Genomic DNA, 19,828 nt, shown 5'->3' with positions numbered 1-19,828 from the left:
GGCAGGGGTGGTGTCAGAGGGTGAGGAGCGGACGGAGTTCGGCGAAGGTCCGGGCACCGATGCCGCTGACCTGTCGGAGCTGGTCGACCGAGCGGAACGAGCCGTGCGAGGTGCGGTAGGCGAGGATGCGCTGGGCGAGGGTCGGGCCGACGCCGGGGAGGGCGTCGAGCTGTTCGAGGGTGGCGCGGTTGAGGCTGACGGGCGGTCGGGGCACGCCCGCCCCGGGAGGTCCGCCGGCGCCTGCGGGCACCTGGACGGGAACCGGAGCGGGTGCCTGCTCACCGACCAGGATCTGCTCACCGTCCGTCAGGACGCGGGCCAGGTTCAGGCCCCGGGTGTCCGTCTCCGGCAGCGGACCGCCCGCCGCCCGCAGGGCGTCGGCCACCCGGGAGCCGCCGGGCAGGGTGTGCAGGCCCGGCAGGTGGACCCGGCCGCCGACGTCGATGACGACGGCGGGCCCGGCGCCCGGGCCCGCGGAGGCCTCGGGCGGACCGGCCCCGCTGCCGCGTGGTGCATCGGCGGCGGGCGGGCCCGACTCCGGGAGTGCCGAGGCGGCCGTGAGCGACGGAACGGCCACCATCTCCGGCCTGGCCAGCCAGAAGTGCTGTACGGCGTAGCCCACCGCGAAGAGCAGCAGGATGGCCAACCCCGCCACTGCTCGGCGGTCGAGCGCCAGCACCGAGGCGAGCCGCAGACGCGCTCCGCCGCCCGGCGGGTCGGGGAGATCCTCCGCCTTCGGAGGTAACACCACCGGCTGCCCCACTGCCGTGGAAACCGCCGGTGACGGAGCGGCAGGCGGAGCGCCATCCACCGGCTCGTCGTCCGCCGGCAGCAGCGCCGCCATCCGCAGCCGCACCGTCTCGTTGATCGCTTGGCGCTTCGCCGCGCCCAGGCCCGAGGTCGTCATGGCGAGGACGCTAGGAGCCGTCCGGCGAACACGCAGGAATTACCGAAAGCCTGTGGACAACCCGGGGGTTGTGGATAAAAGACGTCACTCACACGAGTGGCCAGGCCATGCCCGAGTTGACCGACCCAGCCCGACCCAGCCCGACCCAAGCCCGACCCCGGCCCCGGCCCGACCGACCCAGCTCGACCAACCCAGAACCGACCAACCCAGGACCGACCAACCCAGCCGGACCAACCCAGCCCGACCCGCCTCAGCGCGGCGCGACCACCACCGCGAGCAGCCCCGGCCCGACGTGCGCGCCGATCACCGCCCCGACCTCGCCCACGTACAGGTCCCGGAGCCCCGGTACCCGCGCCCGCAGCCGCTCCGCGAGCGGCTCGGCCCGCTCCTCGGCCGCCAGGTGGTGGACGGTGATGTCCACCTCGCCCTCCCCCGACCGCTCGACCGCGATCTCCTCCAGCCGGGCGATCGCCCGCGACGCCGTCCGCACCTTCTCCAACGGCTCGATCCGCCCGCCGTCCAGGTGCAGCAGCGGCTTGACCGCGAGCGCCGACCCGAGCAGCGCCCGCGCCGCCCCGATCCGCCCGCCCCGGCGCAGGTGCTCCAGGGTGTCCACGTAGAAGAAGCCGCTGGTCCCGGCCGCCCGCCGGGTGGCCGCCTCGGCCGCCTCCGCCAGCCCCTGGCCCGCCGCGATGGCCCCGGCAGCCGCCAGCACCCCGTACCCGAGGGCCATGCCGACCAGCCGGCTGTCCACCACCCGCACCGGTACGGGCGCCTCGGCGGCCGCCAGCCGGGCGGCCTCGACCGTGCCGGACAGCTCGCCGGAGATGTGGACCGACACGATCCCCTTCGCCCCGGCCTCGGCGGCGGCCCGGTAGGTGGCGGCGAAGGTCTCCGGGTTGGGCCGGGAGGTGGTCACCCGCTGCTTGGCGCGCAGTGCCTCGGCGACGTCCTTCGGGGAGATCTCGACCCCCTCGCAGAGGACCGAGTCACCGACCGCGACGCTCAGCGGAACCACCGTGATCCCGTGCCGGTCGAGGGCCTCCTGCGGCAGATAGGCCGTGGAATCGGTGACAAGTGCGAGGTCGGAGGGCATGAGGCGGAGGTTACTCCCCGTTGGTCCGGGAAGACAGCGTCCGCCCCAGCGCTCCCCGCACGCCCCGACACGACCCGGGGCTCAGCCCGCCGAAGGCCCCACCGAGGTCCCCGTCGAGGTGCCCGTCGACGGCTTGCGCAGCCGCTGCGCCAGCTTCGCCAACGGTTCGGCCAGTCCGAGCAGGTCCTCCGCGCTCGGCCGCCCCTTCCCGTCCGTCAGCCCGGCCCGAACCGCACCGCCCGGACTGCCCGCACCACCCGCACCACCCGCACGGCCCACACCAGCCGAACCGGTCCCAGCCGAACCGGTACCAGCCCCGGAAGCAGCCCCGGTACCCCCGCTCGCCGCCGTGTCCCAGTGCCGCAGCGCCCCCGCCTCGCTCTCGCACTCCTGGCTCAGCCGGCTCAGCTCGTCGTCCGCGAACCGGTGCATCCGGTCCTGCGCCGCCCACCGCATGGTCTCCGCCGCGTGGGTGATCCGCTCCGCCCGCTCCCGCAGTTCCGGCAGCTTGGCCGCGATCCGCACGGTGTCCGGTTCGCGTTCCAGCACCCGCAGCTCGCCGTCCAGCTCCGCCGCGTGCGCGTCGAGCCGGGTCAGCAGCGCGAGGGACTCGCCGAGCTGGCTGTCCTGTGGCAGCCCGCCCTCGAGCACCTGCCGGGTGCCGTCCAGCGAGGTCCGCAGCTTGAGCCGGACGGTGGCGATCTGCGCGGGCGGGCCGACCTTGGTGTACGTCTTCGCCTTGAGGGTGGCGGTCTCGACGGCGCGCCGGGCGTTGGCCTCGTGCTTCTCGACCTTCGCGGCGACGGCCTTGGCCGCCTTGACCGCACCGACCACCGCCAGGACGAGCGCCGCGATCCCGAACAGCAGGACCAAGCCGATCATCACGCCGAACACGTCCATCGCGCGTCACCTTCCGCCACCGTTTCGGCCCCCAACGGGCCCAACGCGGGCCGCAATGCCGAGGGTTCCACGGTAGCCGCCGTGCCCGGCGCGAGGAGGTCCGAACGGGCCCGGCGGCCGGAGATCAGGGACAGATCGGGGATCTCCCCGAGGGCCCGAACCCCCACCTCCCCGACAGCCCGAAAGCACACCGAAACGCACCGGGCGGGCGCCCCGAAGGACACCCGCCCGATCAATCACGGACCATCGACCGATCACGCACTACCGGTCAAACACCGACCAGCTCCAACCTCACCCGGTCACGATGTTGACCAGCTTCGGCGCCCGCGCGATCACCTTCCGCACCGCCGCGTCGCCGATCGCCGCGACCACCGCCGGGTCCGCCAGCGCCAGCGCCTCCAGCTCCGCGTCCGTGATGCCGGGCGCGACCTCCAGCCGGGCCTTGACCTTGCCCTTGATCTGCACCACGCAGGTCACCGTCTCGTCGACCACGTACGCCGGGTTCGCGACCGGGTAGTCGGCGTGCGCCAGCGACTCGCCGTGGCCCAGTCGGCGCCACAGCTCCTCGGCGATGTGCGGGGCCAGCGGCGCGACCATCAGCACCAGCTGCTCGGCCACCGCCCGCGGCGTGGAGCCGCGCTTGACCAGGAAGTTGTTCAGCTCGATCGCCTTGGCGACGGCCGTGTTGAAGCGCAGCCCGGCCATGTCGCCGCGGATGCCGTCGATGGCCTTGTGCAGGGCGCGCAGGGTCGCCTCGTCCGGCTCCTCCTCCGTGACGACCAGCTCGCCGGTGCCCTCGGACACGACGTTGCGCCACAGCCGCTGCAGGAAGCGGTACGAGCCGACGACGGCCCGGGTGTCCCACGGGCGGGAGACGTCCAGCGGGCCCATCGACATCTCGTACAGGCGCAGGGTGTCCGCGCCGTACTCGTCGGCGATGTCGTCCGGGGCGACGGCGTTCTTCAGGGACTTGCCCATCTTCCCGGCCTCGCGCTTGACCGGCTCGCCCTGCCAGAAGTACTTGCCGTCGCGCTCCTCGACCTCGGCGGCGGGCACCGGGAAGCCCCGCTCGTCGCGGTAGACGTCCGCGGTGATCATGCCCTGGTTGAACAGTTTGTGGAACGGCTCGACGGAGGAGACGTGGCCCAGGTCGTGCAGCACCTTGTGCCAGAAGCGGGCGTACAGCAGGTGCAGCACGGCGTGCTCGGCACCGCCGACGTACAGGTCGGCACCGCCGCCCGGCTTGGCCTCGGTCGGGCCCAGCCAGTAGCCCTCGTTGGCCGGGTCCACCACGGCGTCGGTGTTCGTCGGGTCGACGTAGCGCAGGTCGTACCAGCACGAACCCGCCCAGTTGGGCATGGTGTTGGTCTCGCGGCGGTACCGCTTGACGCCGTCGCCCAGGTCCAGTTCGACGTTGACCCAGTCCTCGTTGCGCGACAGCGGGGTCTCCGGCGAGGAGGCGGAGTCGTACGCGTCGTAGGTGCGCGGCGAGTAGTCGTCGACCTCGGGGACCTCGACCGGCAGCATCGACTCGGGCAGCGCGTGCATCACGCCGTCCTCGTCGTAGACGATCGGGAAGGGCTCGCCCCAGTACCGCTGGCGGCTGAACAGCCAGTCGCGCAGGCGGTAGTTGACGGTGCCCTCGCCGATGCCGCGCTCGGCCAGCCAGGCGGTGACGTGGACCTTGGCGTCGACGACGCTCAGCCCGTCCAGCGACAGGACCGAACCGTCCACGGTGCGCGCCGAGTTGACGATGACCGAGTCGTAGGTGTCGAAGGCGTCGTCCCACTGCGCCGGGTCCGAGCCGCGGCCGTCGGTCGGCTCGACGACGCAGCGCATCGGCAGCGCGAAGGCGCGGGCGAAGGCGAAGTCGCGGTGGTCGTGGGCGGGGACGGCCATGATGGCGCCGGTGCCGTAGCCCATCAGCACGTAGTCGGCGATGAACACCGGGACGGACTCGCCGCTGACCGGGTTGACGGCGTAGGCGCCGGTGAAGACGCCGGTCTTGACCTTGGCCTCGACCTGGCGCTCGACGTCCGACTTGGCGGCGGCCGCGGCACGGTAGGCGGCGACGGCCTCGGCGGGGGTGGCGGCGCCGCCGGTCCACTCGGCGGGCACGCCCTCGGGCCAGGCCGCGGGGACGATCGAGTCGACCAGGCCGTGCTCGGGCGCCAGCACCATGTAGGTGGCGCCGAACAGGGTGTCGGGCCGGGTGGTGAAGACGGTGATCTTCCCGCCGTCAACAGCGAAGTCCACCCGGGCGCCCTCGGAGCGCCCGATCCAGTTGCGCTGCTGCAGCTTGATGGCCTCGGGCCAGTCCAGCAGGTCCAGGTCGGCGATCAGGCGGTCGGAGTACGCGGTGATGCGCATCATCCACTGGCGCAGGTTGGACTTGAACACCGGGAAGTTGCCGCGCTCGGAGCGGCCGTCCGCGGTGACCTCCTCGTTGGCCAGCACGGTGCCCAGGCCCGGGCACCAGTTGACCGGCACCTCCTTGGCGTACGCCAGGCGGTACTCGCCCAGCACCTCGTCGCGCTCGGCGGCGGACAGCGCGGACCAGGCGCGACCGCCCGGCACCTCACGCGTGCCGGCCTCGAACTGGGCGACCAGCTCGGCGATCGGACGGGCCTTGCCGGCGGCCTCGTCGTACCAGGAGTTGAAGATCTGCAGGAAGATCCACTGCGTCCAGCGGTAGTAGTCCGGGTCGATCGTGGAGATCGAGCGGCGCGGGTCGTGGCCCAGGCCCAGCCGGCGCAGCTGCTGGCGCATGTTGGCGATGTTGGCCTCGGTGGAGACCCGCGGGTGGGTGCCGGTCTGCACCGCGTACTGCTCGGCGGGCAGGCCGAAGGCGTCGTAGCCCAGCGTGTGCAGCACGTTGTGGCCGGTCATCCGCTGGTAGCGGGCGAAGACGTCGGTGGCGATGTAGCCCAGCGGGTGGCCGACGTGCAGGCCCGCGCCCGAGGGGTACGGGAACATGTCCATGATGAAGCTGTGCGGCTTCGCGGCGACGTCACCGGCGGACGGGTCGGCCAGCTCACCGGTGGGGTTGGGGGCGTGGAAGGTGCCCTCCTTCTCCCAGATGTCCTGCCAGCGGGACTCGATCTCCGCCGCCAGCGCGGCGCTGTACCGGAACGGCTCGGTCGCGGTCTCGGCCGCGCCGGACGCAGGGGTCGTCTCGCTCATGGTCCTTCAAGCTCCATCGGTGTCAGTTGGCGAACCGCGCGACGCGGCCGACCGTGGACCCGTCCCACGACGCGGGCGGGGGCGGAAAACAAAAAATCCCCTCGCAGGAGGGGACGCCACGCCGACTCCGGCACCGCCCGAGGGCGCGGCCGGTCCTGGTCAGCGCGGCCGGCTAAGGAGCAGGCGCACGGTTCGCATGGGCTCAGGGTACCGCAAGCGGGTCAGGGCACTCCTGACCGTCCCATCCAGCGCACCCCGTCCCGTCCAGCGCACCGCACTCCCGCGAGCACCCGCCGCGGACCCGGCCCCCTCACCGCGCCGGCGCCCGCCCCGCCGCCTCGAAGTCCCGCAGCGCCCTGGCCAGTCGCTCCGACTGCATCCCGGCCGCCAGCGCCCGCGCCAGCCCCGCCGTCCGGGCGGCCTCCCGCTGGTCGCCGAGGCGCCGGTGGGCCTCGGCGAGGCGGACCATCAGCATCGCCTTGGCGCGGGCCCGTCCCGGTCCGAGCCCGGCGACGGCCTCGGCGAGCAGCCCCTTGGCCATCCGGTACTGGCCGAGCGCCAGCCGCCCCTCCCCCACCATCCCGGCGAGGTCGGCCCGGGCCTCCTCGGCGCCGGGCACGCCGTCGAGTTCGGCGAAGGCCCGGGCGGCGGCGGCCTCGGCCTGTTCGGCCTCGCCGCGGCGGCCGTGGGCGCGGGCGATCCGGCCGAACTGGCGGGCCCGGGCGGTGGCGCTGAGCGCGGGGCCGTGGGCGTCCAGGGCGGTGCGCAGCGCGGTGACGGCGTCCAGGCCGCGCCCGCCGGTGCCCTGGGTGGCGAGCACCACCAGCGCGCCGAGCCCGGCGACGCCGAGGCGGGCGTCGCCGCTGACGTGGGCGGCGCGCAGCGCGGCGACGAAGGCCCGCTGGGCGGCCGCGTCGTGGCCGAGGTCGTACGCGGCCCAGCCGGCCAGGCGGGCGAGCCTGCTGGCGGTGCCGTACAGCTCGCGGCCGAGCCGTTCGTCGTACGCGCCGAGTTCCAACAGCTTGGCCAGCATGGCGAGTTCGGCCCGGGTGGGGCCGAGGACGAGGCCGCCGCCGCAGGAGCGTTCGAGGCGCTGCTTGCTGCGGTAGGACAGCCCGAGTTCGCCGGCCAGCGAGGGGTCGACGCGCAGCGCGCCCTCGCCGCCGCCGACCGGTGGCGGCGGCGAGGAGAGCCGTTCGGCGGCGTGGTCGAGGTCGGCGCTGCGGAACAGGTCGGTGAGGCGGACCGGTCCGGCGTCGGTGGCGGCCTCGCGCAGCGCGGTCTGGGCGGTGTCGGCGGTCCACGGGTCGGTGAGCAGCCGGGGCGAGAGGATCTTGGCACCGCGGTGGCCGCCCATCCTGCCCCAGAGCTGCTCGTAGGTGACGGCGATGCCGAGGGTGCGGCTGAGCACCTCGCAGACGGTCTGGTCGTGCGGGCTGCGCGGCACCATGCCGCGGTCGCGCCACTTGTAGGGGGCGGTGGAGCTGATCGCCAGGCCCGGCGGCAGGGCGAGGCTCACCTCACGGGCGAGCCGTTCCGGACTCCAGCCGAGCTGGTGCAGTATCCGGGCCAGCTCCTCGTTCCGCCTTCGCTGCAGATCGGCCATGGCACGACGGTAGCGGTCTTTCCGGCCGGCCCGCCGATGGCGTGCACACAACGGCGAAGAGCCGCCCCCCTAATCGGGAGGCGGCTCTCAATCACTGTGGAGCTATGGGGAATTGAACCCCAGACCTCTTGCATGCCATGCAAGCGCTCTACCAACTGAGCTATAGCCCCTTGACCTGCGATGTCACCGGGTTCCCCGTCGTTTCCGTCCGGTTTCCCTCGGCGACATCGACTACTTTACACGGTCCGGGGCGTGCTCCTGAAATCCGTTTCCCGGGGCAGCCGAGCCGGCCGAGGGCGACCGGTCGGCACCCCGCTCAGCGCACCTCCCTCCGGCTGCGCTCGGCGAAGACCGCCCCGACGAGCACCAGCACGGTGTTGACCGCCAGGGTGACCAGCAGCGCGTGCCCGGAGTCGGCGGCCGGCGCCGGCAGGTCCACCCGCCCGAGGAACACCGAGCCGAGCACCGCGACCCCGATCACCTGCCCGAGCTGGAGGACGGTCACCGTCACCCCGCTGGCATCGGCCGCGTCCTCGGGCGCCACCCCCGCGAGCGCCCGGGCGAACAGCGGCGCGTACGCACAGCCCGCGGCCAGGCCGAACAGGGCCGTCTCCACCAGCACCACCGCCCCGACCCCGGCGCCCCCGCCGAGCAGCACCCCCAGCACCAGGTAGCCGCCCCCGAGCACCACCCCGGAGACCGACGGCAGCATCCCGTGCAGCCGGCCCGGAAGTCGGTGCCAGTGCAGGCTGCCCACGCCGAAGCCGATCGCGACGGGCGCCGAGCAGAGCCCGGCCCGCAGCGCGCTGTGGCCGAGGCCCGCCTGCTGGTGCAGGGCGAAGGCGAACATGAAGCCCGCGTAGGCCGCCATGATCGTGAACAGTCCGACCGCTGCCGGCCGCAGCCCGGGGGCGCGCAGCACCCGCCCGGGGATCAGCGGCTGCCCGCCGCGCCGGGCGACGCCGCGCTCGACCACGACGAACAGGCCGAACAGCAGCACGCCGCCCGCGAGCATCGCCCAGCCCCAGGCCGGCCAGCCGAGCTCGTGGCCGAGCACCAGCGGCACCACCAGCAGGCCGAGCGCCGCGCCCAGCACCACCAGGCCGGGGACGTCGAAGCCGCGCGAGGCGTCACCGGGCAGCCGCGGCAGCAGCCGGGCGCCCACCGCCAGCAGCACCAGCCCGAACGGCACGTTGACCAGGAACACCGGCCGCCACCCGGTGCCGAACAGGTCGGCGCTGACCAGCACCCCGCCGAGCACCTGGCCGGACGCGACGCCGACGGCCAGCACCGCCGAGTAGAGGCCGATCGCCCGGGTGCGGGCGGCCCCGGTGAAGGTGCGCTGCAGCAGGCTCATCACCTGCGGCACCATCAGCGCCCCGGCCGCGCCCTGGAGCAGCCGGAAGGCGATCAGCCAGCCGGTGGTCGGGGCGAGGCCGCAGGCCAGCGAGGTGGCGGTGAAGGCGGCCAGGCCCAGCTGGAACAGCCGGCTGTAGCCGTAGCGGGCGCCGAGCCGGGCGCCGGTGATCAGCAGGACCGCGTAGGCGATGGTGTAGCCGGCGATCACGAGTTGCAGGGCGGCGCCGGAGGCGCCCAGGTCGGTTCGGATGGTGGGCACCGCGACGTTGACGATGGAGGAGTCGAGCACGGCCATGAACTGCCCGCACAGGACGAGCGCGAGGAGCAGCCCGGGCCGTACGGTCGGCGCCCCGGTGGTGCCTCCGGCCACGCCGGGCCGGATCTGAAGGTCCGTCATGGCCACCAGCCTGGGGCCGCGCCGGTACTGGTGGTTAGAGCCTGCTGATCCTGGTACTGGCAGCACCTGTATCGCCCGCGCGCGCTGCGGCACGATGGACGCCATGACCGTGCTCGAGGAACTCCCCACCGCGGCGGGCGACCGCGAACGCCGCCGGACCGAGCTGGCCCGCTTCCTGAAGGCCTGCCGGGCGCGGGTCACCCCCGAGGACGTCGGCCTGCCGCCCGGGCTGCGCCGCCGCACGCCGGGGCTGCGGCGCGAGGAGGTCGCGCAGCTCGCCGGGGTCGGGGTCACCTGGTACACGTGGCTGGAGCAGGGGCGGCCGATCAACGCGAGCGAGCAGGTGCTGCTGGCGGTGTCCCGGGCGCTGCGGCTCGACGGCACCGAGCGCCAGCACCTGTTCCGGCTGGCCGGGATGTCGCCCTCGCCGCTCGCCCAGCCCGCCCCGCCGGAACTGAGCCCGTCGATCCAGGTGATCCTGGACTCGCTCGCCCCGCTGCCGGCGGCGGTCTCCAACACCCGGTTCGACGTGCTGAGCTTCAACCGGCCGTACCGGTCGCTGTTCGGCACCGACCGGATGCGCCCGGCCGGCGGGGTCTTCTTCAACAGCCTCTGGTGCATGCTGGCCGCGCCGTCGTGCTGCAACCCGTGCGAGAACCCGGAGGAGACCCTGCCGCGGATGGTGGCGGTGCTGCGCGCGGCGTACGGCAAGCACGTCGGCGAGCCGGCCTGGGAGGAGCACGTGCAGCGGCTGTCGGCCCGCAGCGAGCTGTTCCGGGAGCTGTGGGCCCGCCAGGAGGTGTCGCCGCCGAAGACCCTGCTGCGGATGTTCCGCCACCCGGAGCTCGGGGTGATGCGGCTGAACGCCACCTACCTGACGATGCCGGGCGTGCCGGAGTGCTACATCGTCGTGTACGTCCCGAAGAGCCCGGAGGACCGGGAGCTGGTCGAGCGGCTCAACTCCCTGCCGCCGGGCGGCTGGAGCCACACCTGCGCGCTGTGACGAGCCGGGCGCAGCCCGGGGAAAGGCCGAGAGGCCGCCACCCACCGGGTGACGGCCTCTCGAACTGCTGTGGAGCTATGGGGAATTGAACCCCAGACCTCTTGCATGCCATGCAAGCGCTCTACCAACTGAGCTATAGCCCCGCGACACGGACGACCCTGGCTCCGGAATTCCAACCGCCACGACCGCCGATGCGGAGTGGAGCTATGGGGAATTGAACCCCAGACCTCTTGCATGCCATGCAAGCGCTCTACCAACTGAGCTATAGCCCCGCACTCACCGGATCTCCCGCTTCCCTTCCGGGCCGCGTTCCTTCCCTGCGAACGAGGAAGACTCTAGCTGGTCAGGCCCGGAACTGCGAAATCCGCTCCTTCCGGGCCCCCGTGAAGCCCCGCCGCCGAGTGCCGCCGAGTGCCGTCAGGTGTCGTCGCCGATCACCGGCTGCGGGAGCGTGCCCGCGTTGTGCTCCAGCAGCCGCCAGCCGCGCGCCCCCTTGCCGAGCACCGACCAGCAGCAGTTGGACAGGCCGCCGAAGCACTCCCACAGGGGCGGCTCCAGGCCCAGCAGCCGCCCGAGCATGGTCCGGATGGTGCCGCCGTGGCTGACCACGACCAGCGTGCCGTTCTCCGGCAGCTTGGCGACGGCCTCCAGCACCACCGGCACCGAGCGGTCGGCCACCTCGGTGGACAGCTCACCGCCGCCGCGCCGCACCGGTTCCCCGGCCGCCCAGGCCGCGTACTCCTCCGGGTGGCGCTCACGGATCTCGGCGTTGGTCAGGCCCTGCCAGGAGCCCGCGTACGTCTCCCGCAGGCCCTCGTGGTGCTGCACGTCCAGCCCGGTGACCGCGGCGAGCTCCTCGGCGGTGCGCCGGGCGCGCTTGAGGTCCGAGGAGATCAGCAGGTCGGGGCGCAGCCCTGAGAGCAGCCGGGCCGCCCGCTGGGCCTGCAGCACGCCCTGGCCGGTCAGCTCGATGTCCGTGGTGCCCTGGAACCGCGATTCGAGGTTCCACGAGGTCTGACCGTGCCGCCAGAAGACGATGCGCGGGCCGCGCGCCTCCCGGCTCAGTGCAGGTCCTCGGGCTTGCCGAAGTCGTCGGCCGGGGCGACGGCGTTGCCGGCCTCGTCCGTGATGGCGTCGGGCCGGTTGCGCGACTCCATGGCGTCCGCGGGCAGCGGCAGCTCGGGGCAGTCCTTCCAGAGCCGGTCCAGCGAGTAGAAGGAGCGCTCCTCGGAGTGCTGGACGTGCACGACGATGTCCAGGTAGTCGAGCAGGATCCAGCGGCCCTCGCGCTCGCCCTCGCGGCGCACCGGCTTGATGTCCAGCTGCTCCCGCAGCCGGTCCTCGATCTCCTCGGCGATCGAGCGGACCTGGCGGTCGTTGTTCGCGGAGGCGATCAGGAAGGCGTCGGTGATCGACAGCACCTCGCTGACGTCGAACGCGATGATGTTGTGCGCGAGCTTGTCGGCCGCCGCCTGCGCGGCGACGGTGATGAGCTGCTGGCTGTGGTCGGTGACGGTCACGTTGTTCTTCCGGCTCGGCGGCTTGGGGCGGCCCGGCGCGCGGCCGGGGTCGTTTTCCAGGATCTCACGCCGCCCCTGCGGCCTCGGAACGCATTTCCGGGGCCGCGGGGCGCGCGGGGCCGGACCCGAGGCCGGACGGAGCCGAACCCGGGGCCGGACGGGGGCCGGTCCGCCGCCGCCCGGCCGACCGGCTACTGGTTCTTCGGCGGCTGGTAGTCCTTGCCGAGCACGACCACCAGGTCCGCGTTCTGGGCGTCGGCGACCTTCTTCACCGCCGTGTCCGGCAGCCCCAGGCTGCTCGCCAGGGACTTCGCCGCGGCCTGCCGGGCGTCGTCGGTGTAGCGGATCTCACTGGTGGCCTGCGGCGCGGTCTTGGCTCCGCCCGGGATGAACGTCAGGCCCGAGTTGACGATCTGGACCTGCGCGGCGGCACTCGCCGCGTCGTTGCCGGAGGCGTCCTGCACCGAGACCCGGGCGGGGGCGTCGCCGGCCGCCGCGGACTTCACGGTGCCGCCGAGCACGTCCTTGACCTGCTTGCCCGCGGTCGCCTCGTCCAGGGTGCCGTCCGGCTTGACGGTCAGCGCGGTGGTGCTGAAGTGGCCGTCCTTCGCCTGCTGGGCGAGCTGGGCGAGCACCCCGGCCAGGGCGTCCTCGGGCAGCGAGGGGTCGAGCACCGCGTTCATCCGGTGCACGTCGTCCTTGGCGTCCTTGAACTCGGTCGGCATGGTGCGCACCACCGCGTCCATCACCTGCCCGAACCGGGCCAGCTGGGCGTCCCGGTTCTCGCCGGGCGCCTGCAGGGTGGCGTACGCGACCGCGGCCTTGCCGCTGAGCAGGGTGTTCTTGCCCGCCGGGGACAGCTCCTTGCCGTCCGGCTTGCCGCCCTCGTAGGTCGCGGCGTTGGTGTCCACCCGGACGCCGCCGAGCTGGGAGACCAGCAGTTCCAGGTACGGGGTGTCCAGCCGCCAGGTGCCGGCCACCGGGGCGCCGAGCACGGTGGACAGGCCGTCGCGGGTCGCCGAGGCGCCGATCGCGTCCATGGCCTGGCCGACGGTGGTCACCGGCGGATCGCCGGGCCCGGGCAGCCGCAGCACGTCGGGCAGCAGCAGCACCGTGCCCTTGTGCCCGGAGGCGTCGTCGACCAGCAGCGCACTGGACACCTTGCCCTGCAGGTCGCGCAGGTGGACGACGTTGACCTGCCGCCCACCGGCCGCGGCGGCCGCGGTCGGCTTGTCCCCGGTGAACCACAGGTAGCCGCCGACGCCGCCGGCCGCGAGCGCCAGCACCACACCGAGGCCGACCAGCCGGTTCTTCAGCTTGCGGCGGCGCTCGGCGCGCACCTCGCTGCGGGACTCGGCGAACTTCAGCCAGTCGATGACGTCCTCGGACTCCTCCGCCTCCTCGTCGACGAAGGTGAACTCGCCCGTGGTGTAGCTGTCCTTGGGCGCCCGTCCGCCGGCCTTGCCGGACCGGGCGCCGGCGACCTGCTCGGAGGGCGCCCCGGGCTCGGCCGGGGCCGCCTCGGCGGCCGGCCGGGGCGTGCGCCGGCGCGGCGGCGGCACGGCGGCGGGCGCGGGGGTGGGGGCGGGCGCCTCGGGCGCGACGGGCGGCTCGGGCAGCGGCTCGGCGACCAACGGCGCGACCGGCGCGGCCTGGTACGGCTGCTGGTACGCCTGGTACCCCTGCTGCTGGTAGCCGCCGTACGGGGCCTGGGGGTACATCGGCTGCCCGTACTGGTCGTACTGGCCGTACTGCTCGTGCGACTCGTACTGGTCGTGCTGCTGCCCGTACGACTGCTGCTGCGGGAACTGCCCGGTCTGCTGGGCCTGCTGGTAGCCCTGGGCCTGGCCGCCGTAGTAGCCCTGCCCGTACGCCGGCTGCCCGTACTGGTCGTACTGCCCGTACTGCTGCTCGTACGCCTGCTGCTGGTGGTACTCCTGGCCCTGGTACGGCTGCTGGTACTGCCCGGTGGACCACTCCTCCGGCTGCTGCCCGCTGCCATTGCCGTTGCGATCGGTCACGCCCGCTCCTGGCTCAGGTCCCGTGCGGCGCGTACAGCGCCCGCTTGTCGATGTAGCGGACCACGCCGTCCGGGACGAGGTACCAGACCGGCTCGCCCTTGGCGACCCGGTTGCGGCAGTCCGTGGAGGAGATGGCCAGCGCCGGGACCTCCACCAGGGAGACCCCGCCCACCGGAAGCCCGGCGTCCGACAGAGTGTGCCCCGGGCGGGTGCATCCGATGAAGTGGGCCAGCGAGAAGAGTTCGTCCGAGTCGTGCCAGGACAGGATCTGGGCGAGCGCGTCGGCGCCGGTGATGAAGAAGAGGTCGGCGTCCGGGTGCAGGGCGTGCAGGTCGCGCAGGGTGTCGACGGTGTACGTCGGGCCCTGGCGGTCGATGTCGATCCTGCTGACCGAGAACTGCGGGTTCTCCGCGGTGGCGATGACCGTCATCAGGTAGCGGTCCTCGGCCGGGGTGACGTGGCGGTCGCTCTTCTGCCAGGGCTCCCCGGTCGGGACGAAGACCACCTCGTCCAGGTGGAACGCGCTCGCCACCTCACTGGCGGCGACCAGGTGGCCGTGGTGGATCGGGTCGAAGGTGCCGCCCATCACGCCGAGGCGCTTCTTCACCGGTTCCGGTCCGCCGGGATTCCCGGCCTGCTCTCCCATGCCGCCACACCTTACGCGACGCCCGTCACGGTGCGGGAACGTCCGTGTGGAGGTGGTCCGTAGATGGTGGAGGTGGTCGGTAGATGCGTGAGGGAGCGGCCGGCCCACCGGCCGGACGCTCCCCGAGCGGTCCGTGGTCCCGGCTCAGCGGTCCCGGTTGAAGCGGGTGGTGATGAAGAGCAGGAGCACCAGGATGAACAGCGCGGAGCCGCCCGTCAGCAGCGGGTTCAGGCTGTCGTGGTTGCCCCCGCCCTCGGCGAGCAGGTTCAGAACGGGGAGTGCGGCGGCATTGCTCATGGTCGGCGGGACCTTCTCGGCTCGGTGAACGGACCTGGGGGTTGTTCCGGGCCGGTGAGGGCCCACCCGTCATCGTACGGGGGGTTACACGGCAACCGCTCGGCGGCCCACCGCCGCTGACCGGGCGTGAGCGGGCACCACCGGAGGCTGCGGTCTACTGGCCCCGGAAGGCGCGGGCCATGATCCAGACCAGCAGGCCGATCCCGACCAAGGACGCGATCACGATGATCCGCAGGAACAGGCCCGGGCCGGCCTCGTCGGAGATGGGTGCGGCCAGGCTGACCAGCGCTTCGGTGGACATCTGAGGGGCTCCTCGTACTGCTCGGTACCGCGGCCGGGTCCGGTCCCGGTTCTCCAGGGCATTCAGGGTAAACCGGCCTCACACCGGCACCGCCCACCGGCCCCCGAGCCGCGCCCCGGCCCGCGCGTACGCTGGCTCCGGGGACGAGTACGCAACCGCGGACGTTGCACAGGCAGTCGTTGCAGACGAGTCGTTGCAGGCGAAGACCAGCGGGGGGCCGGCCACTGCGCCGGGGCCGCCGTCGACAGGAGGCACTCACACCATGACCGACACGACCGCGAAGACCCCGAGCCGGCGTCGCCAGCGCTTCCCCGGGATCTCCACCCGGGCCTGGGAGCACCCCGCCGACCGCTCGGCGCTGGTCGCCCTGCGCAAGCTGTCCGGCTTCGACGACATCCTGAAGAAGCTCGCCGGGCTGGTCTCCGAGCGCTCGATCCGGCTGATGTTCCTGGCCACCGCGGTGAAGACCTCCGAGCGCCAGTTCCCCGAGCTGTACGACATGGTCCGCGACGCCGCCTACGCGCTCGACCTGGAGCAGGTCCCGGACCTGTACGTCACCCAGGACCCGGCGGTCAACGCGTACACCATCGGCATCGACACCCCGATCATCGTGATCACCAGCGGCCTGGTCGAGCTGCTGGACGAGGAGGAGCTGCGCTCCGTCATCGGCCACGAGATCGGCCACGCGATGTCCGGCCACGCCGTCTACCGGACGATGCTGATGATCCTCACCAACATCGCCACCCGGATCGCCTGGGTGCCGCTCGGCAACCTGGCGATCATGGCGATCGTCACCGCACTCAAGGAGTGGTTCCGCAAGGCCGAGCTGTCCAGCGACCGGGCCGGCCTGCTCGCCGGGCAGGACCTCCAGGCGTCCATGCGGGCCCTGATGAAGCTGGCCGGCGGGCACAACCTGGCCGAGATGAACGTCGACGCCTTCCTGGAGCAGGCCGAGGAGTACGAGAAGGCCGGCGACCTGCGCGACGGCGTGCTCAAGCTGCTCCAACTGCTGCCGCAGACCCACCCGTTCGCGGTGGTCCGGGTCGCCCAGCTGAAGAAGTGGGCGGAGAGCGACGAGTACCGCTCGATCATGGCCGGCGCCTACCCGCGCCGCACGGACGACCGGGACACCTCGGTCGGCGAGCAGTGGAAGGCCGCCGCCGAGCACTACACGACCTCGGTGAAGGAGAGCAAGGACCCGCTGATGGGCCTGCTGCGGGACGTGGCCGGCGGCGCCGCGACCGTCGGCGGCAAGCTGCGCGACACCTTCACCGGCGGCAGCCGCGCCGGCTCCCCGTCGGACCACGGCTCCGCCGAGCGCACCGACGGCTGACCGTGACGGCCGGTGACCCACCCGGGTCACCGGCCGTTCCACCGCACGCAGGCCGTCAGCCCCCCGCCAGCACCCCGCACACCTGCCAGGCCGGGCGCGCGTGGTTGCCCGGGTCGACCGCGGTCGGCGGCGCCACCGTGCTGCCCTGCGCGGTGGCCAGCACCGGCTGCAGGAAGCCCGCCATCGAGGCGGTGCACGGCTCCGGCCCGGCCTGCAGCACCGAGTCCACAAGCCGCAGCTGCGCCGAGGCCAGGTCCACCCGGTCGAACTGGAAGGTCAGCTCGCGCCGCACGGTCTCCAGGGTGACCTGTGCACCGGCCGGGGCGCCGGCCGGCTTCAGCGCGTAGACGAAGGTGTGGTCGGTGGTGACCTGCAGCGTGCTGCTGTCCGCCTCGTCGACCCGCATCGCACCGACCACCTTCACGGTGCCGGAGGCCAGCGCGACCTGCGCCGGGTCGAAGCGGACGATCCAGCCGGTCACCGCGTGGTGCCGGTCGTCCACCGGCTGGGTGACGGCGGCGTCGAACTGGGCCTGCTCACCGGGCGTGACGAAGGCCCGCACGTCGGTGGTGGCGCCCTGGACCAGCGCCGCCGGCGTCAGCGAGGAGGCCACCAGGTAGCGCTGCACGGTGTCCAGCGCCTTGGTCACCTCGACCTTGCTGAAGTGCTCGGTGGCGGCGCCCGCCGGGGTGTTCAACCCGGCCGCCCCGTCGCCGTACCCGGGCGGCAGCGCGGCGAACGGCTCCGCCGGGTCGGCGACCGGGCGGACGGCCGAAGCCGGGCTCAACGCCACCAGACTGACGGTCAGTTGGCTGCCCTCCGGCCGGATCGGAAGGCCCTTGGGCGAGTTCACCCCGAAGTACACCGCGGCCCCGAAGGCCAGCAGGATGAGCAGCAGCAGGGCCAGCGCCTGGCGCGGCACCGTCCCCAGCGGCCCGAGCCGCACCCGCGCCCGGGTGGCCTTGCCGAAGGAGCCCGCGAGCCGCTCCCGAGCGGACAGCTCCTGGATCCGGGCAGCCCGGACGAACGATTCGTCGAAGACGACGGACCGGAACTCGTCCTCGTTGCCGGAACCGCCCTCGGGCGTACCCTCAGGAGGCTCGCGCGGGTCACCCATGTCACCAGGGTAGGCGTACACTCGCCCCGCCACGAGGGCCCGGCGCAGATTGCCGGGAACGCTCCGTGACCGCCCGCCCGGGGCGTACGCCCCCTGGCCAGGTCAGCCCGCGGGCGCCGTGACCACCGCCGACGGCGCGGCCGGCGCGGACCGCGGGTCCGTCCCCGGACTGCTGCTGCCGGACTCCGGGCGCCGGGGCGCGCCGGAGGAGCCGCCCACGCCCTGGTAGATCGCCGCGACCGCCACCGCCACCAGGCTCACGCCCATGATCACGGCCAGCACCCAGGCCACCGGCCGGTGCCAGCGCTGCTGGGCCACGTACCGCCCGCGGGCGCGCACCGGGTCGTAGCGCCGCCCCCAGCGCCGGCCCTGGCGACCGCTCGCCCGGCCCGGGCCCGACCAGGGGTCGGGGTACAGGTGGTCCTCGTCGAGTCCGCTCGGGTACGGGCGCAGCTCCAGCGGCAGCCCGTCCCCGGCCGGTACGTCATAGCTCCAGCCCGGTCCCGCGGTGTCCGGCTCGAACCGCGCCTCGGCGGCGGCCAGCTGCCGCTCCTTGGCCGTCGGCTCGTGCACGGCGGCGGACCGGACGAAGGCCTCATCGAAGACCACGGTGGCGAACTCGTCGTCCGCACCACCGTGGTCGGCGCCGTCGGGGTACGGCAAGCCCCCCACATCCTCAGCCACGGGATTCAGCGTATTACCGGAGGGGCGATTTGTCTGTGGCTCCTGGCAGTTGGTCCGTCACACGTGTGACGGCCGCCCCGCGCGCCGCGCTCAGCGGGCGTCCGCGTCCCCGCCGACGGTCTGCGTCGCCTCGCCGCGGACATGCCCGTCACCAGTGACGATGTACTTGGTGCTGGTCAGCTCCGGCAGGCCCATCGGACCGCGGGCGTGCAGCTTCTGGGTGGAGATGCCGATCTCCGCGCCGAAGCCGAACTCACCGCCGTCGGTGAACCGGGTGGAGGCGTTGACGGCCACCGTGGTCGAGTCCACCAGCTGGGTGAAGCGGCGGGCGGCGGCCTGCGAGGTGGTGACGATCGCCTCGGTGTGGCCGGAGGACCAGCGGCGGATGTGCTCCACCGCGGCGTCCAGCGAGGGCACCACGGCCGCGGCCAGATCGTACGAGAGGTACTCGGCGCCCCAGTCCTCGTCGGTGGCCGGCACCACGGTGGCGCCGCTGCCCTCGGCGGCCTTGAGCACCGCCTCGTCGCCGTGCACGGTCACCCCGGCCTCGGCCAGGGCCGCCAGCGCCAGCGGCAGGAAGGCGTCCGCGACGTCCTGGTGCACCAGCAGCGTCTCGGCCGAGTTGCAGACGCTGACCCGCTGCGCCTTGGAGTTCAACAGGATGCCGACCGCCATCGCCAGGTCGGTCCGCGCGTCCACGTACACGTGGCAGTTGCCGGTGCCGGTCTCGATCACCGGGACGGTCGAGCCCTCGACCACGGTGCGGATCAGCGAGGCCCCGCCGCGCGGGATCAGCACGTCGACGTACCCGCGGGCGCGCATCAGCTCCTGCACCGAGTCCCGGTTCTCCCCCGGGACGAGCTGGATCACGTCGGCCGGCAGCCCGGCCGCCTCGACGGCGTCCCGCAGGACGGCGACCAGCGCGGTGTTGGAGCGGTAGGCCGAGGCGGAGCCGCGCAGCAGCACCGCGTTGCCGGACTTCAGGCAGAGCGCGGCGGCGTCCACCGTGACGTTCGGCCGGGCCTCGTAGATGATGCCGACCACGCCGAGCGGCACCCGCACCTGGCGCACGTCCAAGCCGTTCGGCAGGGTGTAGCCGCGCACCACCTCGCCGACCGGGTCGGCCAGCCCGGCCACGGAGCGCACGTCGGAGGCGATCGCGGCGATCCGCTCGTCAGTCAGGCTCAGCCGGTCGATCACCGACTCGGCCGTCCCCGCCTCGCGGGCCCGGGCCACGTCCTCGGCGTTGGCCGCGACGATCTCGGCGGTGCGGGCCACCAGCGCGTCCGCGATCGCCAGCAGCGCGGCGTCCTTGGCGCGGCGCGGCAGCGGGGCGAGCGCGGCGGCGGCCTCCCGGGCTCGGCGCGCTACGGCGAGGACGGGGCTGTCGGCGGTGGCGAGGTCGCTGGTCATGCCGCCAAGCGTAGCGACTGCCCCCGCCCTGCCCGGCGTCGTTCC

At 73.5% G+C, this 19,828-nt stretch carries 17 protein-coding genes and 3 tRNA genes; 2 read left to right on the top strand and 18 right to left on the bottom strand.

Annotated elements, in window-relative coordinates; all coding sequences use genetic code 11:
- Positions 1-13: 13 nt before the first annotated feature.
- From O1G21_RS25800 to O1G21_RS25770, 7 genes are all read right to left on the bottom strand, one after another.
- Complete coding sequence (locus O1G21_RS25800; RefSeq protein ID WP_270147007.1) at positions 14-907, bottom strand: helix-hairpin-helix domain-containing protein; 894 nt, start codon at positions 905-907, stop codon at positions 14-16.
- A gap of 250 nt (positions 908-1,157) precedes the next feature.
- Positions 1,158-2,003: a DegV family protein gene (locus O1G21_RS25795; RefSeq protein WP_270147006.1), complete on the bottom strand. Its 846-nt coding sequence runs from the start codon at positions 2,001-2,003 to the stop codon at positions 1,158-1,160.
- A gap of 81 nt (positions 2,004-2,084) precedes the next feature.
- Positions 2,085-2,903 (bottom strand): hypothetical protein, encoded by an 819-nt coding sequence (locus tag O1G21_RS25790; RefSeq protein ID WP_270147005.1) that lies wholly within the window; start codon positions 2,901-2,903, stop codon positions 2,085-2,087.
- A 291-nt stretch (positions 2,904-3,194) separates the two neighbouring features.
- Positions 3,195-6,086, bottom strand: coding sequence for a leucine--tRNA ligase (leuS, locus tag O1G21_RS25785; protein ID WP_270147004.1), 2,892 nt, complete (start codon positions 6,084-6,086; stop codon positions 3,195-3,197).
- A 310-nt stretch (positions 6,087-6,396) separates the two neighbouring features.
- A complete protein-coding gene (locus O1G21_RS25780; RefSeq protein WP_270147003.1) occupies positions 6,397-7,692 on the bottom strand; it encodes a hypothetical protein in 1,296 nt (431 codons plus the stop codon).
- 97 nt (positions 7,693-7,789) lie between these two features.
- Positions 7,790-7,862, bottom strand: a tRNA-Ala gene (locus O1G21_RS25775).
- A gap of 146 nt (positions 7,863-8,008) precedes the next feature.
- The gene (locus O1G21_RS25770; RefSeq protein WP_270147002.1) at positions 8,009-9,448 is read right to left on the bottom strand and encodes an MFS transporter; all 1,440 of its coding nucleotides are present in this window, start codon (positions 9,446-9,448) and stop codon (positions 8,009-8,011) included.
- Between the two features lie 103 nt (positions 9,449-9,551).
- On the opposite strand from O1G21_RS25770, the gene O1G21_RS25765 reads away from it, so the two are divergent.
- The gene (locus O1G21_RS25765) at positions 9,552-10,451 is read left to right on the top strand and encodes a helix-turn-helix transcriptional regulator (protein ID WP_270147001.1); all 900 of its coding nucleotides are present in this window, start codon (positions 9,552-9,554) and stop codon (positions 10,449-10,451) included.
- 70 nt (positions 10,452-10,521) lie between these two features.
- Here the strand turns inward: O1G21_RS25765 and O1G21_RS25760 are convergent.
- The 8 genes from O1G21_RS25760 to O1G21_RS25725 form a co-directional block, all read right to left on the bottom strand.
- Positions 10,522-10,594 (bottom strand) — tRNA-Ala (locus O1G21_RS25760).
- Positions 10,595-10,650: 56 nt separating this feature from the next.
- Positions 10,651-10,723: transfer RNA gene (locus tag O1G21_RS25755), tRNA-Ala, on the bottom strand.
- A 145-nt stretch (positions 10,724-10,868) separates the two neighbouring features.
- Positions 10,869-11,516: a histidine phosphatase family protein gene (locus O1G21_RS25750; protein WP_270151273.1), complete on the bottom strand. Its 648-nt coding sequence runs from the start codon at positions 11,514-11,516 to the stop codon at positions 10,869-10,871.
- Positions 11,513-11,971 carry a ribosome silencing factor gene (gene rsfS / locus O1G21_RS25745; RefSeq protein ID WP_270147000.1) on the bottom strand — a complete coding sequence of 153 codons (459 nt, stop codon included), beginning with the start codon at positions 11,969-11,971 and terminating at the stop codon, positions 11,513-11,515. The genes O1G21_RS25750 and rsfS overlap by 4 nt, the downstream gene beginning before the upstream one ends.
- A gap of 191 nt (positions 11,972-12,162) precedes the next feature.
- Positions 12,163-13,992, bottom strand: coding sequence for an LCP family protein (locus tag O1G21_RS25740; RefSeq protein WP_270146999.1), 1,830 nt, complete (start codon positions 13,990-13,992; stop codon positions 12,163-12,165).
- 13 nt (positions 13,993-14,005) lie between these two features.
- Positions 14,006-14,638 (bottom strand): nicotinate-nucleotide adenylyltransferase, encoded by a 633-nt coding sequence (nadD, locus tag O1G21_RS25735; protein ID WP_270146998.1) that lies wholly within the window; start codon positions 14,636-14,638, stop codon positions 14,006-14,008.
- A 144-nt stretch (positions 14,639-14,782) separates the two neighbouring features.
- Positions 14,783-14,935 (bottom strand): hypothetical protein, encoded by a 153-nt coding sequence (locus O1G21_RS25730; protein ID WP_270146997.1) that lies wholly within the window; start codon positions 14,933-14,935, stop codon positions 14,783-14,785.
- 154 nt (positions 14,936-15,089) lie between these two features.
- On the bottom strand, positions 15,090-15,236 hold the full coding sequence (locus O1G21_RS25725) for a hypothetical protein (protein WP_270146996.1): 147 nt from the start codon (positions 15,234-15,236) through the stop codon (positions 15,090-15,092).
- A gap of 262 nt (positions 15,237-15,498) precedes the next feature.
- On the opposite strand from O1G21_RS25725, the gene O1G21_RS25720 reads away from it, so the two are divergent.
- Positions 15,499-16,569 (top strand): M48 family metallopeptidase, encoded by a 1,071-nt coding sequence (locus tag O1G21_RS25720; RefSeq protein ID WP_270146995.1) that lies wholly within the window; start codon positions 15,499-15,501, stop codon positions 16,567-16,569.
- Between the two features lie 55 nt (positions 16,570-16,624).
- Here O1G21_RS25720 and O1G21_RS25715 read toward each other — a convergent pair whose 3' ends face one another.
- The 3 genes from O1G21_RS25715 to O1G21_RS25705 all read right to left on the bottom strand — a co-directional run bounded on the left by O1G21_RS25715 (position 16,625) and on the right by O1G21_RS25705 (position 19,783).
- Positions 16,625-17,686 (bottom strand): SCO2583 family membrane protein, encoded by a 1,062-nt coding sequence (locus O1G21_RS25715; protein ID WP_270146994.1) that lies wholly within the window; start codon positions 17,684-17,686, stop codon positions 16,625-16,627.
- Between the two features lie 102 nt (positions 17,687-17,788).
- A complete protein-coding gene (locus O1G21_RS25710; protein WP_270146993.1) occupies positions 17,789-18,370 on the bottom strand; it encodes an SCO2584 family spore wall biosynthesis protein in 582 nt (193 codons plus the stop codon).
- Positions 18,371-18,460: 90 nt separating this feature from the next.
- Positions 18,461-19,783 (bottom strand): glutamate-5-semialdehyde dehydrogenase, encoded by a 1,323-nt coding sequence (locus O1G21_RS25705; protein ID WP_270146992.1) that lies wholly within the window; start codon positions 19,781-19,783, stop codon positions 18,461-18,463.
- Between the last annotated feature and the right edge of the window lie 45 nt (positions 19,784-19,828).

The sequence above is a fragment of the Kitasatospora cathayae genome, from assembly GCF_027627435.1.
GTDB lineage: Bacteria > Actinomycetota > Actinomycetes > Streptomycetales > Streptomycetaceae > Kitasatospora > Kitasatospora cathayae.
Note: the sequence above shows the minus strand (reverse complement) of the source record. Positions and strands in the feature narration are given on the sequence as shown.

Bases quoted from the DNA above. Each gene is read 5' to 3' on its own strand.
- O1G21_RS25800 (WP_270147007.1), bottom strand. From the start codon at position 907: ATGACGACCTCGGGCCTGGGCGCGGCGAAGCGCCAAGCGATCAACGAG.
- O1G21_RS25795 (WP_270147006.1), bottom strand. From the start codon at position 2,003: ATGCCCTCCGACCTCGCACTTGTCACCGATTCCACGGCCTATCTGCCG.
- O1G21_RS25790 (WP_270147005.1), bottom strand. From the start codon at position 2,903: ATGGACGTGTTCGGCGTGATGATCGGCTTGGTCCTGCTGTTCGGGATC.
- leuS (WP_270147004.1), bottom strand. From the start codon at position 6,086: ATGAGCGAGACGACCCCTGCGTCCGGCGCGGCCGAGACCGCGACCGAG.
- O1G21_RS25780 (WP_270147003.1), bottom strand. From the start codon at position 7,692: ATGGCCGATCTGCAGCGAAGGCGGAACGAGGAGCTGGCCCGGATACTG.
- O1G21_RS25770 (WP_270147002.1), bottom strand. From the start codon at position 9,448: ATGACGGACCTTCAGATCCGGCCCGGCGTGGCCGGAGGCACCACCGGG.
- O1G21_RS25765 (WP_270147001.1), top strand. From the start codon at position 9,552: ATGACCGTGCTCGAGGAACTCCCCACCGCGGCGGGCGACCGCGAACGC.
- nadD (WP_270146998.1), bottom strand. From the start codon at position 14,638: ATGGGAGAGCAGGCCGGGAATCCCGGCGGACCGGAACCGGTGAAGAAG.
- O1G21_RS25730 (WP_270146997.1), bottom strand. From the start codon at position 14,935: ATGAGCAATGCCGCCGCACTCCCCGTTCTGAACCTGCTCGCCGAGGGC.
- O1G21_RS25725 (WP_270146996.1), bottom strand. From the start codon at position 15,236: ATGTCCACCGAAGCGCTGGTCAGCCTGGCCGCACCCATCTCCGACGAG.
- O1G21_RS25720 (WP_270146995.1), top strand. From the start codon at position 15,499: ATGACCGACACGACCGCGAAGACCCCGAGCCGGCGTCGCCAGCGCTTC.
- O1G21_RS25715 (WP_270146994.1), bottom strand. From the start codon at position 17,686: ATGGGTGACCCGCGCGAGCCTCCTGAGGGTACGCCCGAGGGCGGTTCC.
- O1G21_RS25705 (WP_270146992.1), bottom strand. From the start codon at position 19,783: ATGACCAGCGACCTCGCCACCGCCGACAGCCCCGTCCTCGCCGTAGCG.